A 16,068-nucleotide genomic window follows, 5' to 3' on the forward strand; every position below is an offset into this window, starting at 1 on the left:
GATTCAAATGGATTTAGAGACCAGACACTTACAGCAATTGTTGAGCACAGTACCTCAACCGCCTGAAGTTTTATTACTGAAGCCCATTACCACATCGACCAATGACGATGTCCGTGAGATTGCCAAAAAAGGCATTCAACATGTTTTGGTATGCAGTGAACAACAGACTCAAGGCCGTGGGCAACGCGATCATCAATGGGTCTCACCCGTTGGTAATATCTATTTAAGCACATTGCTGAATTTACAGACAGCGATAGATGGACGGCTTGCACTTGAAATTGCCTTAAATATCTTGCAAATGCCAAGTTTGCAAAATCTCGCATTACAAGTGAAATGGCCCAATGACCTGTATAGCCCACAAGGCAAATGGGGCGGAATTTTGATTGAACCGATTTCGCCACATCAAGCGATTGTCGGCGTTGGCATGAACTTATTTCCGATTCCATCCACAGGAATTGAGCAACGTGCAACCTCGTTATCTGAACTCGGACTTCCCTCGCCAAACCGTTTGCAGTTAATTGCTGAACTATATGCAGCGATTCAACTTGCAGGTGAATGGTTCGATCATAACTGCTACAACCTCGCTGCACGATTCAACCATTATGCTGCATTTATGCAACAGCCCGTTGAACTTGAACACCTGCAAGGCAAAAGCCAAGGCCGCTTTCTCGGTATTGAAAATGATGGTTCGATCAACATCCAAACTTCGCAGCGCTTAGAAAATCATTTCCAAGGTCGCTTACGTTTAGCAGATCAATCATAAACAGGATTGCAAAGGCCTACTGATGAAAAAATTATGGCTCGATGTCGGTAATACACGGCTGAAATACTGGATTACTGAACACGATCAAATTATAGAGCATGCTGCGGAACTGCATTTACAGTCGCCTGCCGAACTCCTACTCGGCTTGATCCAGCACTTTAAAAGTTTGGACTTAGATCAGGTGGGGATTTCCTCGGTACTCGACAAAAAAAATAATGATCGGATTCAAAAAATTCTTAAATTTTTAGCCGTTCCTGTCACCATTGCCAAAGTTCATGCCGAATATGCGGGCTTGCGCTGTGCCTACGAAGATACCAGTAAATTCGGGATCGACCGTTGGCTGCAAATGCTCGCTGTAGTCAAAGACCCTACTCAAAAATACTGTGTGATTAGTTGTGGAACGGCACTCACCATTGACTTAACAGATGGCTTACAACATTTAGGCGGCTATATTTTGCCAAATTTGTATTTGCAACGTGATTCGCTCATCCAAAACACCAAAGGCATTAAAATTCCGGATGCCACCTTTGATGAGCTGTCTCCTGGTAAAAACACCATCGATGCTGTTCATCATGGCATCTTGCTTAGCTTGGTCAGCACCATTGAAAAGGTTCTCGACAAATATCCAAGTCGGTTGATCTTAACCGGTGGCGATGCTGCGCTATTTGCACGCTATTTAGAACAATATCAGCCAGCTGTCGAAGCAGATTTACTGCTTCGAGGCCTACAAAGTTATGTAAATGGTGTGTAATTTAGCTATTTATTTGATAGCAAACTGTGAAAGCGTGATGGCCAATGGTGATCACGCTTTTTTATTGAGGGTCATTTCATATAAGCGTGGTTACAAATTGTATCGCGATTCATGACCTTTTTTCGTCCAAGGAATTACAATAGCCTGCGATGATCGACAGATACATCAGCAACTTTATAATTTAAAAATGTCTTTCAAGATAGAATATAAGACGAAGAGTATAGATATGAAATTTAAAAATTTACTGGGTTTAAGCCTGCTCGCCTCTACATTATTCTTCGGCGGTTGTACCACGACACAAAATCTAGCCAACTCTAAAATCCCTGCCGAAATCAAATCACAGCTCAGCACCTCTGAAGCTGTTTTGGGTTATTTCGGTGATGAAGATAATCCTGATTACTGCGGCTGCGTATCGTATATTGACTCAAGCTATTACATGACCCCAGTCAAAGACGGCTATTACCGTGTACTTTTAGGTCGTAATGCCACAGGTGATTTTTTAGTCCAAGATTTTTACCAAGAAACCAAAACCCCTCAATCCTCACCTGCTTGGGTTAAAGATCCGATGAAACTATTTAGTTTCAGTGGCAGTGACATTGAAGGCCCAGTAACGCTTTATCGCAAAAACGGCAAAGTAGAATCAACTTTTGTGAACCAAGATGGCGTGAGCATCCACGGCGAAGAGTTTTATCCAACAGGACAACGTGGCGCAGCGTATAAAGTCGATGAAAATGGCAATGATGCCTATCGCTTATGGTATGCCTCAGGAAAAATTGCGGCTGAATATGTCGTCGATACCGATGGTGAATATGTCGGTGCCTATAAAGCATGGCAGGAAGATGGTCGCGAAGCCAATGATGATATTGACGACATTCGTGAACGTGTTGCTTTAGAACTCGACTGATCTTTCAACAGTTCGAACAAACAAAAAAGGCGCAGATTGCGCCTTTTTTCTCTTCAATTGTACCAATTGCATGATTGCAATCTCAGTCTTCACTAAATATCTTATCTACAAAACACGCGATCTATTAAACACGCGCACAGAACCTAGCTAAGCCGTTAAAATCGGCTTTAACACGTGCCACAGTTGTGGAATCTCAGAAAAGCCATCCTGTGCTGTGAAATGCCCCGCTTCTTTCACCTCATAAATTTGTGCATTTATAAAATTGCCCAATTGGATCGCAACCGGCGGCGGCACGATAGGATCATTGGATGAAATCAAGCTGATACAAATCGGCATATAGGTCTGTAAAACACCGCTATCCATTTTTGCACGTTGAATAAATGCGGTTAATTCAGGTTGTGTCGGTAAACTACTTTTAAAACCTGACACAAAAACGCCCGCTTTAATCCGTGTGCCATGCTGTTCAAAATATTGATTGAGATAATGCAGCGTAGTTAAGCACCCCAAACCATGGGCAATCACAATGGTATTTTCATCCAAATCAGGCATTTGCAACGCTAGAAATTTCTGCCAATGGTCAAAATCAGGTTGTGCTGCATTTGCCATCACGATGCGTCGAGAATAATGTCCTGCTTCTTGCAGCTTTCGTCCTAACCAAGGAAACCAATGATCATTCGGCGAAGTATCATGACCATGAACAATATAGATCTTTTGGCTTTCTGGCGTATGCGGTGTATTCATGATTTGATTCTTATTCTAGGTGATTATTTTTAGTGAAGCTTTCAATTTGCAGTTCGGCAAATTTTCACCTCTGTTTTAAACCTGCCACCTACACGCTCTCAATGTCAATTTGGCATCTTTTTGTAATGATTTAGCTCAGTTCGGTATCTATCGGCTCGTATAGCCAGATTCCCTCATCCAGTACTTGCTATCAAATGCACTCGATCACTTTGCTTGAGCGTACAGTCTCGTTAAATTTCAGCCATAAAAAAAGGCGCTGAATGCGCCTTTTTTTAAGTCCAAATTACTTCGGATCTTTACTGCCGAACAATGGACCCATGCCACCGCCGCCAAATTGTTTTTGCATATTGCCCAATGATTTCATCATTTTTGCCATACCTGTTGGGTTGGCAAACTTCTTCATCATTTTCGCCATTTGCGCATGTTGCTTGATGAGTTTATTCACTTCCGCAACATCCATACCACAGCCTGCTGCAATACGTTTTTTACGGCTTGGATTCATCAAGTCTGGGTTACGACGTTCTTTAATGGTCATCGATTGAATAATCGCTTCCATTTTCTTCACTTGCTTTTCAGGATTTGCTTGTGCAATCGCATCTTGAATCCCTGAGTTGCTCATGCCTGGAAGTTTATCCAGGAAGCCCATCATGCCGCCCATTTTGTTCATTTGTTCAAACTGCATCAGCATATCTTCAAAGTTGAAGCTACCGCCTTTTTGCAGTTTTTTCGCCATTTTTTCGGCTTTTTCTTTGTCGATTTTACGTTCAACTTCTTCGACCAAAGAAAGTACGTCACCCATACCCAAAATACGCTGTGCGATACGTTCAGGATGGAATGGCTCTAGGGCATCGAGTTTTTCCCCCATACCCAAGAATTTGATTGGCTTACCAGTAATGGCACGAACAGAAAGTGCTGCACCACCACGTGCATCACCATCCGTTTTTGTCAGGATCACACCTGTTAAAGGCAAAGCATCATTAAAGGCTTTTGCCGTATTCGCCGCATCCTGACCAGTCATGGCATCAACCACGAACAATGTTTCAGTCGGCTTAATCGCTGCATGCAGCTCTTTAATTTCATCCATCATTTCGTCGTCTACATGTAAACGACCTGCTGTATCGACAATCAAGACATCAGCAAATTGAATTTTTGCTTGCTCAATCGCACGATTTGCGATGGTAATTGGTTTTTCGTCTGCGCTTGATTCAAAGAAAATCGCGCCAACTTCACCAGCAACTGTTTGTAGCTGTTTAATCGCCGCTGGACGATAAACATCGGCAGACACCATTGCTACTTTTTTCTTTTGACGTTCTTGTAAGAAACGTGCAAGTTTTGCCGCAGTGGTTGTTTTACCCGCACCTTGCAAACCTGCAAGAAGCACAACAACTGGTGGTTTTGCCGCTAGGTCTAGGCTTTCATTCGCCTCACCCATCATTTTGGTCAATTCGTCATGAACGATTTTGACGAAAGCCTGCCCCGGTGATAACTGAGTCATCACTTCTTGGCCCAATGCTTCTTCCTTAACTTTCGCGATGAATTCACGAGTTACAGGTAACGCAACATCGGCTTCAAGAAGTGCCATACGTACTTCGCGTAACGTATCTTTAATATTGTCTTCGGTTAGCTGCCCTGAGCCAGTAACATTTCTTAAACTCTGCGTGAGTCGTTCTGTTAAGGTATCAAACATTGCAAAATCCGCTTAAAATAGCCATGAGCAAAAAATTGTTTCTTAAAATAGAAAATTTATGCATAGAATGCTATAGGATACTTTAGTTCTTGCAGAATTTATATAAATGAATATTCAACATCCTGAAAAAGGTTTGACATGATCAGTCTCCCCTTGGTTTACACGATCCTAGCATTAATCGCTTATACCACGTCTTTTTGGTATTTATTCAGCCATTTAATGTCTAAACGTGCGCCGAACCATTGGTTTATTGGTGTTGTACTTGGTTTAGGCATGTTATTGCATGCAGGTGTTTTATATAACGACATGTTGACGCCTATGGGTGTGAACTATGACGTGTTCAACCTGATGTCATTTACTTCAGGTCTCATGCTATTGCTCAGTGTGTTATTTAGTACCTATCGACCTGTGCTTGCAATGAACCTGTTAGGCATCCCTGTGGCAGCGACGGGGTTGATTTTAGGCTTCGCTTTTAGTCGACAAAATCAATTTATAGAGCAACATTCGCTGGGTTTAGACATCCATATTATTTTGTCGCTTTCCGCGTATGCCGTCCTGCTGATGGCAACTATTCAAGCGGTTATTTTGCGTTTACAAGACCGTGAACTGAAAAACAAGCAGAAAAAACGTGTATGGGTGAGCCTGCTTCCATCCTTCCAAGCCATGGAATCTTTACTATTTGATTTATTGATTGCTGGTTTTGCACTACTGACCGTGGCACTTGGGTTTGGTTTCTTCACCATCGATAACTTCTTTGCACAGCATTTGGCGCATAAAACTGCCTTTAGCATTATTTCATGGTTCGTCTATGGAGCTTTGCTCATTGGACACTATCGATTTGGTTGGCGTGGTCAAAAAGCCATTCGCTTTACCATTATTGGTTTTTGTCTCTTGGCAGTTGGCTTTATTGGTTCTAAGTTTATTTTAGAAATGGTTTTGGGCCGCTAAGTCGACGATGAAACAATTTTAAGTTTTATTAAGAAGTAAGTTTTATTACGAAGGGAGCTAAGGCTCTCTTTTTTATAGCTTGATTATTCACACAGAAATAACAGGCATAAAAAAAGCGCTATACAGCGCTTTTTTTTCATTACGTCTAAATTATAGAGCAACGATGTTTACAGCATTCGGGCCTTTTTGACCTTGAGCGATGCTGAAAGAAACCTTTTGGCCTTCTTGCAAAGTTTTGAAGCCAGAACCAGTGATTTCGCTGAAGTGAGCAAAAACGTCAGGACCGTTGTCTTGTGCAATAAAACCGAAACCTTTAGTTTCGTTGAACCATTTAACTGTACCAGTAACTGTATTAGACATAATAATACCTATTAATTTGTTGATTTAGCCATTGGATGATGACTGACTATAACTTGGAAAATAATAAAGAATTGAACTTCATTTCTGTAAAAAACGAAGGATTATGACTAACACTGCGATACTTAAAGAAAATTTACGAAACAATACTTTTTTTCTAGTTGCAGCCATCATACATGAAATCTTAAAAGATTCAAGCACAGTATATGTTGTTGATTCCATTAAAAAACAACAGTAAAAGCCATCTTCTTATTATTACTATCCATCTGTATTTACTCATTTTATTGTTTAAGTTTTATGTCAGTCAAGACTTTACGACTTTGGTCCTAATTTCACCAAATAATTACATAAAATCTTGTGATTTCGTATTCCGCATCACCAGAAGCACAAAACCTAGACATCCCTTTCAAAACCACGTATAACTCCGTTTTTCAATTTTTGGCTGTGTGACCGTGAAACTTGTTCTTGCGCCGATGGAAGGCTTAACCGACCCAATTATGCGAGATGTGTTGACGCATGTTGGGAGTTTTGACTGGTGTGTAACCGAGTTTATCCGTGTCACGGACTCTGTCCTGCCCGACCATATTTATCATAGTTATTGTCCCGAACTGAACAATGACGGCAAAACTGCAGCAGGAACACCGGTTCATGTGCAGTTCTTAGGTAACAATCCGACCATGCTCGCGGCAAATGCTGTACGCGCAGTAGAACTTGGTGCACCTGCGATTGATATGAACTTTGGTTGTCCTGCAAAAACCGTCAATCGCCACCGTGGTGGTTCAGTTCTGCTAGATGAACCAGAAGTGGTGTATGAGTTAGTCAAAGCTGTGCGTGATGCTGTTCCGAGTCATATTCCTGTATCGGCAAAAATGCGTTTGGGTTATATGGATCATAACTTCACCATGGAAAATGCGCATGCCATCGAAGATGCGGGTGCCGCATGGGTTACAGTCCATGCGCGAACCAAAGCCGATGGTTATACCCCGCCTGCCTTTTGGGATCAGTTGCAACCCATTCGTGAAGCATTGAAAATTAACGTGATTGCCAACGGTGAAATTTGGAACAATGCCGATGCCAAACAATGCCAACTCGAATCTGGTTGTGAAGACCTGATGATTGGTCGTGCTGCGGTGACCACCCCTGACATTACACAGTGTATTCGTCGTAATACCGATGAGCCGCTGATTACATGGCATGAACTGCTTGGCTTACAAATTCGTTTCTTAAACGGTTCGTATAAAAAAGAAATGAATATGGTCGGTCGTTATAAACAATGGCTCGGCATGATGTCGAAACATTACCCAGAAGCCAAAGTCCTTTGGGATGAAGTAAAACGTGTCAAACCACTCGATGAAATCGTGGAAAAACTCAAAGCTGGTATGTAAGTTTTAAAGCACATATCTCAGCGTAGCCGCAGAGCCTTTGATCACACCTACAGTGTTCAAAGGCTTTGTTGTTTAGCAAACTCTAAAATTGCGTCGATCTCATCTGCCAAAAACTCTTTCGGATGTTCCGAAGTCGGGTTCATCACCAAGCTTGCGCCTTTGGTAATCGCAAATAATTTTTCAGCACTGATCATGACAAATTCTGCATCTGCGCCAACATCCTGTTGAAGCATCGCAAGACTCAGAAAGAATGGAATGGCTTGCTCGCCCTGCTCCGTTTCCATCAATTGAAAATGTAAATGCTGCTCAGCATCACGCTCACCCAAACAATACACTTGGTTGGCTAAAAGTTGCTGATAAAAGTCTTGGTATTGCTCAGGATGATCTAAAGTCGATTCATAAAGATGTTGAAGCGTGTCGTTCATTGTTATTGTCCGTCTATTTTTATCAGTCAGATACTGTTCACAATCCACAGCATACAGGAAGTTTATGAATTATGCCGTTGATTTAAATCTTCAACGTGCTGTCGATTTGTTTTCCACGATTTTTCTAAAATTTCTTTTTCTAAACGCAACTGTATTCGTTTAAGTTTCATTTCAGAGATCACGGGTTGCCGAAAAGTTTGAACATAGTCCACCCAAGCTGTACCCCGAAAAACATTCGACGGCATCTCTGTTTTAAACACCACTTCAGGCATAAAAACAATCACAGAATGCATATTGTCTTTATCCAGTATATCGCTCAACACCTGTTCTAACACTTTCATATGTTTATAATTTTGGTGAATCGGATTTTGAAATTTAAAACTTTTTTTATAAATCTTTTGCGTCCATTGTTTTTGTCTTTCGCTCCCAAAAATCCAGCCCTTATAGTTTTTAGTTTCAATCACAAACACACCAAAAGGTTTAAAAGAAGATGATCAATTTGAGTGGTAGCTCCCTCGCCATCTGGTAAGGTCAAATCATTTAACAATATATAATGGTCTTTCAAATAAAGTTTGACATGAACGGTGACAGCAAACTCCCCCATTTTCCCCTTTAAATATGGTTTAAATGCTTTGATTGCCCCCACAATCAGTAACAATGGAATTAGCCACCAAAACGTCGAAATGAGGGGTGCAAAAATTTGAGAAATATTCACTAATTTGATTCATTATTTTAAATAAGTATATTTTCTATTTTATTGTAATTTCTCAATTTTTAACAATATTTCTTTATTTTCTAGACCGCCCGCAAAACCCACTAATTTTCCATTTGCCCCCACAACACGATGACAGGGTGCAATAATTGAAATTGGATTTTTACCATTGGCTGCACCGACAGCACGTACGGCTTTGACATTGCCGATCTGCTCTGCAATTTGTTTATAACTGCGAGTTTCTCCAAAAGGAATTGTCAGTAAAGCTTGCCAAACTTGTTGCTGAAATTCGGTACCTTCAAAGTCTAGCGGCAAGTCAAATTGCTGTCTTTTACCTGCAAAATATTCATTTAATTGCTGTGCAGTTTTGAGCAAAATCGGGTGTTGCCGATCTTCAACCAAAGCCGCCAATCGCACACGATTAGGGTTTTCATTTTCCCAAAGGACAGCCACCAATGCGGTTTCATGTGCAACAAGTTTTAATTGTCCAACGGGTGAATCTAAAAACTGATAAGAAAGTTGCATGACATACTCCAAGCTCAAAATCGCAGCACTTCATTATTCAGGAGGACGATAATTTCATCAAGACCAGTCCTGAAATAATCAGGACCGCAGCTAGCATGCGCATGGCATTGGCAGGCTCACCCAATACAACGATGCCGAGGATAAATGAACCCACTGCACCAATCCCTGTCCACACCGTATAGGCTGTACCCAACGGTAAGGATTTCATTGCATAAGACAATAAAGCGAAACTTGCGATCATGAAAACAATGGTCAAAATACTTGGCGTCAGTTTGCTAAAGCCTTCAGAGACTTTCATACAATACGCCCAAACCACCTCAAGCAATCCCGCTACAATTAATAAAACCCAAGCCATATTTTTACCCATAAAAAAAGCACAGAGGTCAATGACCGCTGTGCTTTAAAACATATTAACTTGAAGATAATTTCATCAAGATTAGACCAGAAATGATCAGTACTGTGGCTAACATCCGCATAGCAGTTGCAGGCTCACCGAGTATAAAAATCCCCACGAGGAATGAGCCAATCGCACCGATTCCTGTCCAAATGGTATAAGCCGTTCCTAGAGGCAATGTTTTCATGGCATACGCCAATAAACCAAAGCTCAGGATCATAAAAAATAAAGTGACTAAACTTGGGCCAAGTTTTGTAAAGCCTTCTGAGAGCTTCATCGAATAGGCCCAAACGATTTCAAAAATACCAGCGAATACCAGAACAACCCAGGCCATGATGCCTTCCTCCATATTAGTAGAGTCAGGTCGTCCTGACGATTTTTCTTACTGGCTTTGAACAAAGATGTAAGGGAGGTCGTTCCTCCGAATATTGTCTCAGTATAGCAAATATGCTGACTTTTAGTGCAGTCTTTACATTTTTTGACCAAATTCAGGGCGTTATTCAGTTGAGTAAAACTCTAGTGCAGATGATTTGCGCCAAAACATAGCATGTCTGTTCAAAGGACAGATTCAGAAATAAAAAAGGCATCACCAAAACCTGTTGATGATGCCCTCTTTATTTGGTCTATTCGCCGATTAGAACTTCAGACGTACACCTGCGCCATACCACCATTGTTTTTCACTTCCAGTTTCAGCTTGCCATGCCGTATGCTGATTTCCTTTTTCATAGCTGTAAGCAACATCGATAAATGGCATCAACTTTTTATTAATTTCATAGCGTGTTTCTAGCCCTAGCCATACAGCACTGAGTCCTGTTTTTTGTGCATAGGCAGAATCATCACTCAGCACCACATCTAGGTTCAGATACGGTTTTAAAATCAATTTTTGCGTCAGCAGCAGATCACGTTCGGTTTCTAAAGAAAAACTGACCTGTTTTTCTGCACCAAGATATAAATAAGCATCGGTTTCAAAGAAATAAGGTGCCAGACCATGCAGACCCACCGCAGCATCTAACTGTTCCTTGTCCGTCACTTGATGTTCATCGACACGATAACGTGCGCCAATTTGCGCATCCCAAAAGTCAGAGATCATACGGCTATACATCACTTGAGCCGCATAATCAGCGTCTTGAGATTCTGCTTTATCGGCATGTAGTTTGATGAAGAGCTTATTTTCATCGGTCCCGATTCGACTCTCAATTTCAGTCTTTAAACGTCCACGACCATCGGCATTATTGAGCCATCGACTGTCGATCTCAGTCGCTTGATAAATCTGTCCACCATGTTCACGCTTATGATCAACAGGATGCTGCGCAGAAGCAGCACGTGACGCAATAGATGATACATTTGCATGTTCTGCATGTTCTGCATGTTCTGCATGTTCTGCATGTTCTGCATGTTCTGCATGTTCTGCATGTTCTGCATGTTCTGCATGTTCTGCATGTTCTGCATGTTCTGCATGTTCTGCATGTTCTGCAGTATGCTCCATCTGGCTCGATTCAATCGCTGTTTGTATCTCTTGATGCGACGAATCATGTGAGGAATGCGACTCATGTTGAGCTGACATCAGCATGCTGTGATGTGCATCTTGCGCCATGGTCATTTGAGTGACAGATGCCAAAGCTAAACCCAGTACTGTATATGTGCATGGTTTAATGATGCGCATGAGACACCTCCTTTTTCGGCACAGATGCTGTTTTAGTATTCTCCGCGACATTTGCGACCACAAGTTTATTCATCATCCCTGCAGACATGTGATACAGCAAGTGACAATGAATCGCCCATTCCCCTAATTCATTGGCCGTTAACAGAGCCGTGACAGTTTTCCCCGGCGGCACAATCACCGTATGTTTATTTGGCATTTCAGAAGACACTTGCCCATTTTCCAATTGCATAAACATGCCATGTAAATGCATCGGATGCGCCATCATGCTGTCATTGACAAATTTCAATCGAATTCGCTCACCATATTTCACCTGCAGTGGTTCGGCTTCACTGAATTTTTTGCCATTCATGGTCCACATGTAGCGTTCCATCGTTCCACCCAAATGAATAACCAAATCTTGCGTCGCTTCACGTGTATCAGGCTGCGGGGTTAACGCTTTTAAATCACTATATTGCAAGGCCTTATCACCGACAGGTGTTGAAGCATTGGCCCAACCCATAACCGTTGCTGAATTTTCAACTGCATGCATCTCTCCTTTAGACTGTGCATGATCCATCGCTGCATGCGTATCATGTTTCATGGATGAATCCATTGAAGAGTGGTTCATTGATGAATGATCCATCACACTATGATCCATATTGGCATGCGCCGTATCTGACATGTTCTGTTTATGAATGTCTGGATGTTGCATAGCAATATGTGCAGTCACTGGGGAATGGTCCATGTCATGTCCCATAGCTGCATGATCATGAACTTGTTTCGGCTGAATATTTGACGGATTGACATTATGCGCGCTGTGCTCATGAGCATTCGCTTGCTGGCTTGCTGAAGTTTGGGTTGAACCTGTAGCCGTATGTCCCATGTTACTATGATCCATACCTGACATTGAACCATGGCCCATATCTTCCATGGTCAGCAAAGCGCGTGGCCGAGCTTTTGGCATGTGAATGTCTGAGTGCTGAGGCTGCGTTTCATCATGTAAAGTGCCAATCGCAAATCCTGTCCGATCGATCGACTCAGCCTCTATCTGATAATGCGAAAATTTAGGCTCTACGATCACATCATAGGTTTCCGCAGCACCAATGCGGAATTCATCAACATTGACTGGTTTGACCGCTTGGCCGTCTGCACTGACCACCGTCATTTTGAGCTGAGGAATGCGCACATCAAAAAACGACATAGCCGCAGCATTTACAAAACGAAGTCTGACTTTTTCATTGGGCTTAAACATCCCTGTCCAGTTCTGCTGTGGTGTTTTGCCGTTTACTAAAAACGTATAACCCGTGACATCTGACAAATCCGTTTTCAGCATACGCATCTGATTCCACATCGAACGGTCTTGCCATATGTTTTTCAAACCCGTTTGTTGAATTTGCGTCCATACATCTGAAACTGTTTCACGCTGATTTTGATAATATTCGGCAGACTTTTTTAGATTTGCCATAATCTGAGTGCTAGATGATTCATGAAAATCCGACAGCATGACCACATAATCACGTTGCGTCTGTTCATGTGCTGCAAGTGCTTGTTTGCCTTTCGGATAAATTACCAAAGCGCCATACAATCCGTCTTGTTCTTGGCCTTTGGAATGCGCGTGATACCAATAGGTTCCGCTTTGACGGACCTTAAATTTATAAGTAAAGCTACCATCGGGCTGAATTTCATTGAAACCATTAAAACCGGGTACACCATCCATTAAACCGGGCAGCAATAGACCATGCCAATGCACCGAGGTATTTTGTTTTTTGAGCTGATTATGTACATGGATGACCGCATCATCGCCTTCTTCAAACTCCAGTAAAGGCGCTGGAAACTGACCATTGACACTGATTTTCTTGACCGCTTTACCAGTCAAATTGATGGTCTTTTCATCAATATTCAGATGATATTCTTTAATGGCTGCAAACGCCCACGTTGGAGACAGCAGACACACCCCGAGCACGAGGCATGATTTAGATAAATTAGACATGACTTAACCTTTATAAAATAACGAAAAAACGTATTTAATACTCAGGTTAAGCTTGCGGAGGTCTTAGAATTTCTTGCCAAAAGCCTTTTAAATGCTGTCCAGCAAAAATGAAACGAGGAGGTTCTGCATAGTGATGCACATGGAAGGTCTGCAATGCGACCAAGGCGCTATCGACATAAGAGGTACTGATTTGGCAATGTGCGAGTGTACAGTCCTGACGACAGTCTGTATTTTGTGTTGTTGAATGATGCACCTGACCATCTTGCAGTGCAGGTGTCGCATCTAAAGATTGATGACAGTCCATCATTGAAATGACTTCTAGTGTCGTCTGCTTACCATGATGTGCTGCATGCTCAGGAACAACTTGCCGCTGATTTTGATGGCAATTTGCCATATTTGAATGTGAAGGATCAGTATGTGCTGCATGAACTGATGCCTGATGGGCATTCGTAGTCATCATTTGTTGATGTTGAAAATTTTGCTGTGCACTGACCACACTGCTCCACCCCATGACAAACGCCATGAGCCAAGCAAAGCCAAGATGCTTACGCAAAAAATTGAACAATTTAGTATCCTAATTCAACCCAATGATGCACTGTGACAACATGTCCCTATTAACACATCTTTAGAAACATCACGCGATCAGCTCAGCTGAAATCCGCGAAACACCACGATGATGTTATTTACGATTCAAATGCAATTACATGACATTCGTATCAACATGACATGCAGCTCGACCGATTTATCCATCATGAACGATACTTTCAGAAATATCTAATAGCACGAGCTAGTGCGATCGATGATGTGTTTTGCCAGTCGCAGCTTATCTCAATTGTTGCTAACAGCATAATTAATTGTGCAGTTATTCACAACAGTTTTAAATTTATTGCGCTGTCATAAAAATCAGCGCATAACGTCCTGTTAAAACATAAAAGTTATTTTTTAAACTGATTAATTATTTACCACAGATTAATAAACATACAGTATTTCAAACACTTTTCCCCATAAAAAAAGGACTCAATTGAGTCCTTTTTATACTTAATACGTCTAATTATTAAACCATTGATGCACAATCGTTTATAATTTATTCAAGTTATCCATATAGTTATCTACACAGATATCCATATAGTTATCCACAAGCCATGAATAACTTATACCCAAAGGCTTAAGCCTCTTGAGCATGCACTTTTGCCAACTCAGAACGCATGTCATCAATCACAGCTTTATAATCAGGCTTACCAAAAATCGCTGAACCTGCAACAAACATGTCTGCACCGGCTTCAGCAATGTCACGAATATTGGCTGGAGTAACACCACCATCCACTTCTAAGCGAATATCACGACCTGAAGCATCAATAATTTTTCGTGCTTGACGCAGCTTTTCCAAAGTCATTGGAATGAACTTTTGACCGCCAAAACCAGGGTTCACACTCATCAACAAGACTTGGTCAACTTTATCTAAAACATAGTCTAAATAATGCAGAGGTGTCGCAGGGTTAAATACCAAGCCCGCTTGCGCACCACCAGATTTGATTAACTGTAAAGAGCGGTCAATATGGTCAGTCGCTTCGGGGTGGAAAGTGATGATATCTGCACCAGCGTCTAAGAAATCGCCAATCATACGGTCTACCGGTGAAACCATTAGATGCACATCAATTGGCGCTTTAATGCCGTATTTTTTCAATGCCTTACAAACGCCCGCACCAAAAGTTAAGTTCGGTACATAATGATTATCCATGACATCGAAATGAACAACATCTGCACCTGCTTCTAGAACATTTTCAACTTCTTCACCTAAGCGCGCAAAGTCTGCTGACAAAATTGAAGGTGCGATTAAGAATGGCTTGGACATGAAAAACCTAGCTTTGAAAAGGGAGTGATTGACGCATTATAGCAAATTGTCCCCCTATTCGCTGCCCATGCCCTTAGTCGTTTTTTCGATGCCGATGATTGAGATCTCTATAATAAAGAAACCTAGGATGAACTGATATTACGCAGTAACATCAGAACCGAAATTTGATTCAAATAAAAGAACGATACGCGGTAACGTCATCCGCAATTGTTTGAGACAGCACGACTTCTAATCAAAAATGTTTTTGCAATACTTTAATTAAATAGACGCTAGAAAGCGAGTTTTGCGGTGAGGAGCATTGCTCTGCAAGATGGTTTCCTTGCGAAGCTTCGCTTCTCATTTTGCCTAATGAGAATCATCGTTTCGTAAGAGTACCTCCAGCCGAAGGCTAATCCCTTTATTTAAGCCCTAGATGTAAGACTCAGTCGAATTGACTTAAATATCATTTTAAAAATGCAAAATTATTTTTTGCGTGCGTAACATCAGTGATTAATATGGATAAAGATCTCAGGGATAGAAACACAGCATTGCATTTTTAGACTTAACGGGCATCTATGTACTTTGCTAAGTTAAAGGACTGACGACTTAACAATAAAATTGCATCTATGAAAAGTTCAACACACATCACCACCGCCCAAGCAGCGCGTGTTGCTAAACGCCTAGTCAATCATTGGAAACATAAATTTGAAGTCAATGAACAGCTCATTGGAGAAAATACTGCATTCAAGATTCGGTGGTGTTTCAAAAAGTATGCTGGCATTAAACGAATCCATTATTGATATAAAAGAACACTAAATCAAAGGCTTTGAAATGATTTTCAAGCTTTTTGGAGAAGTTGCAGCTTCTCCTAAAGCCTCGCCTGATTCGATGCCGTAATCGACAATTATTGCCTTCTATACCCACAGTGAAAAATTTACCAATCAACTGTTTGCATTCTTTAAAGGTCGTAACAAAGCTATCCCAATGGTCACTTGATATACATGTATAGCTTA

Annotated in this window: 17 protein-coding genes and 2 pseudogenes; 6 read left to right on the forward strand and 13 right to left on the reverse strand. The window is 41.4% G+C overall.

All coding sequences use genetic code 11. The features are described 5' to 3' along the window. The first annotated feature begins 7 nt into the window (after window positions 1–7). The 3 genes from FTU36_RS05940 to FTU36_RS05950 all read left to right on the forward strand — a co-directional run bounded on the left by FTU36_RS05940 (window position 8) and on the right by FTU36_RS05950 (window position 2,418). On the forward strand, window positions 8–763 hold the full coding sequence (locus FTU36_RS05940; RefSeq protein WP_180117074.1) for a biotin--[acetyl-CoA-carboxylase] ligase: 756 nt from the start codon (window positions 8–10) through the stop codon (window positions 761–763). 22 nt (window positions 764–785) lie between these two features. Next, the gene (locus FTU36_RS05945) at window positions 786–1,514 is read left to right on the forward strand and encodes a type III pantothenate kinase (RefSeq protein WP_180117076.1); all 729 of its coding nucleotides are present in this window, start codon (window positions 786–788) and stop codon (window positions 1,512–1,514) included. Window positions 1,515–1,740: 226 nt separating this feature from the next. Further along, window positions 1,741–2,418, forward strand: coding sequence for a hypothetical protein (locus tag FTU36_RS05950; RefSeq protein WP_180055574.1), 678 nt, complete (start codon window positions 1,741–1,743; stop codon window positions 2,416–2,418). A gap of 147 nt (window positions 2,419–2,565) precedes the next feature. Here the strand turns inward: FTU36_RS05950 and FTU36_RS05955 are convergent, their stop codons facing one another. Beyond that, on the reverse strand, window positions 2,566–3,159 hold the full coding sequence (locus FTU36_RS05955) for an alpha/beta hydrolase (RefSeq protein WP_180117078.1): 594 nt from the start codon (window positions 3,157–3,159) through the stop codon (window positions 2,566–2,568). Between the two features lie 283 nt (window positions 3,160–3,442). Beyond that, complete coding sequence (gene ffh / locus FTU36_RS05960; RefSeq protein ID WP_078191163.1) at window positions 3,443–4,846, reverse strand: signal recognition particle protein; 1,404 nt, start codon at window positions 4,844–4,846, stop codon at window positions 3,443–3,445. A gap of 138 nt (window positions 4,847–4,984) precedes the next feature. Here ffh and FTU36_RS05965 point away from each other — a divergent pair, with 138 nt between their 5' ends. Next, window positions 4,985–5,794: an inner membrane protein YpjD gene (locus tag FTU36_RS05965; protein WP_078191164.1), complete on the forward strand. Its 810-nt coding sequence runs from the start codon at window positions 4,985–4,987 to the stop codon at window positions 5,792–5,794. Between the two features lie 150 nt (window positions 5,795–5,944). Here the strand turns inward: FTU36_RS05965 and FTU36_RS05970 are convergent, their stop codons facing one another. Then, a complete protein-coding gene (locus FTU36_RS05970) occupies window positions 5,945–6,154 on the reverse strand; it encodes a cold-shock protein (protein WP_067761877.1) in 210 nt (69 codons plus the stop codon). A 449-nt stretch (window positions 6,155–6,603) separates the two neighbouring features. Here FTU36_RS05970 and FTU36_RS05975 point away from each other — a divergent pair, with 449 nt between their 5' ends. Beyond that, complete coding sequence (locus tag FTU36_RS05975) at window positions 6,604–7,536, forward strand: tRNA-dihydrouridine synthase (protein WP_180009902.1); 933 nt, start codon at window positions 6,604–6,606, stop codon at window positions 7,534–7,536. A 56-nt stretch (window positions 7,537–7,592) separates the two neighbouring features. On the opposite strand, the gene FTU36_RS05980 is transcribed toward FTU36_RS05975, so the two are convergent. The 9 genes and pseudogenes from FTU36_RS05980 to rpe all read right to left on the reverse strand — a co-directional run bounded on the left by FTU36_RS05980 (window position 7,593) and on the right by rpe (window position 15,076). After that, entirely contained in the window at window positions 7,593–7,961 is a 369-nt protein-coding gene (locus FTU36_RS05980; RefSeq protein WP_180005011.1) for an SseB family protein, read from the reverse strand. 62 nt (window positions 7,962–8,023) lie between these two features. Next, a pseudogene (locus tag FTU36_RS05985) lies at window positions 8,024–8,670 on the reverse strand (NERD domain-containing protein). A gap of 45 nt (window positions 8,671–8,715) precedes the next feature. Then, entirely contained in the window at window positions 8,716–9,198 is a 483-nt protein-coding gene (locus FTU36_RS05990) for a methylated-DNA--[protein]-cysteine S-methyltransferase (RefSeq protein WP_180005010.1), read from the reverse strand. A 37-nt stretch (window positions 9,199–9,235) separates the two neighbouring features. Beyond that, window positions 9,236–9,553, reverse strand: coding sequence for a quaternary ammonium compound efflux SMR transporter SugE (sugE, locus tag FTU36_RS05995; protein WP_078191206.1), 318 nt, complete (start codon window positions 9,551–9,553; stop codon window positions 9,236–9,238). 55 nt (window positions 9,554–9,608) lie between these two features. Continuing rightward, window positions 9,609–9,926: a multidrug efflux SMR transporter gene (locus FTU36_RS06000; protein WP_180005009.1), complete on the reverse strand. Its 318-nt coding sequence runs from the start codon at window positions 9,924–9,926 to the stop codon at window positions 9,609–9,611. Between the two features lie 300 nt (window positions 9,927–10,226). Further along, window positions 10,227–11,255: a copper resistance protein B gene (locus FTU36_RS06005; protein ID WP_180117080.1), complete on the reverse strand. Its 1,029-nt coding sequence runs from the start codon at window positions 11,253–11,255 to the stop codon at window positions 10,227–10,229. Beyond that, window positions 11,242–13,224 (reverse strand): multicopper oxidase domain-containing protein, encoded by a 1,983-nt coding sequence (locus tag FTU36_RS06010; protein ID WP_180117082.1) that lies wholly within the window; start codon window positions 13,222–13,224, stop codon window positions 11,242–11,244. Before FTU36_RS06010 ends, FTU36_RS06005 begins: the two co-directional genes overlap by 14 nt. Before the next feature lie 46 nt (window positions 13,225–13,270). Continuing rightward, window positions 13,271–13,789 (reverse strand): hypothetical protein, encoded by a 519-nt coding sequence (locus tag FTU36_RS06015; protein WP_180117084.1) that lies wholly within the window; start codon window positions 13,787–13,789, stop codon window positions 13,271–13,273. A 600-nt stretch (window positions 13,790–14,389) separates the two neighbouring features. Further along, window positions 14,390–15,076 carry a ribulose-phosphate 3-epimerase gene (gene rpe, locus FTU36_RS06020; protein WP_168378513.1) on the reverse strand — a complete coding sequence of 229 codons (687 nt, stop codon included), beginning with the start codon at window positions 15,074–15,076 and terminating at the stop codon, window positions 14,390–14,392. A gap of 605 nt (window positions 15,077–15,681) precedes the next feature. On the opposite strand from rpe, the pseudogene FTU36_RS06025 reads away from it, so the two are divergent. Beyond that, window positions 15,682–15,774: pseudogene (locus tag FTU36_RS06025) on the forward strand (DUF2218 domain-containing protein); the annotation flags it as partial. Window positions 15,775–15,835: 61 nt separating this feature from the next. Here the strand turns inward: FTU36_RS06025 and FTU36_RS06030 are convergent. Continuing rightward, window positions 15,836–16,068: IS1 family transposase (locus FTU36_RS06030; RefSeq protein ID WP_257218538.1), on the reverse strand; the 233-nt coding region annotated here is incomplete at its 5' end.

Source organism: Acinetobacter sp. YH12096, from assembly GCF_013419215.1.
Classification (GTDB): Bacteria; Pseudomonadota; Gammaproteobacteria; order Pseudomonadales; family Moraxellaceae; genus Acinetobacter; species Acinetobacter amyesii.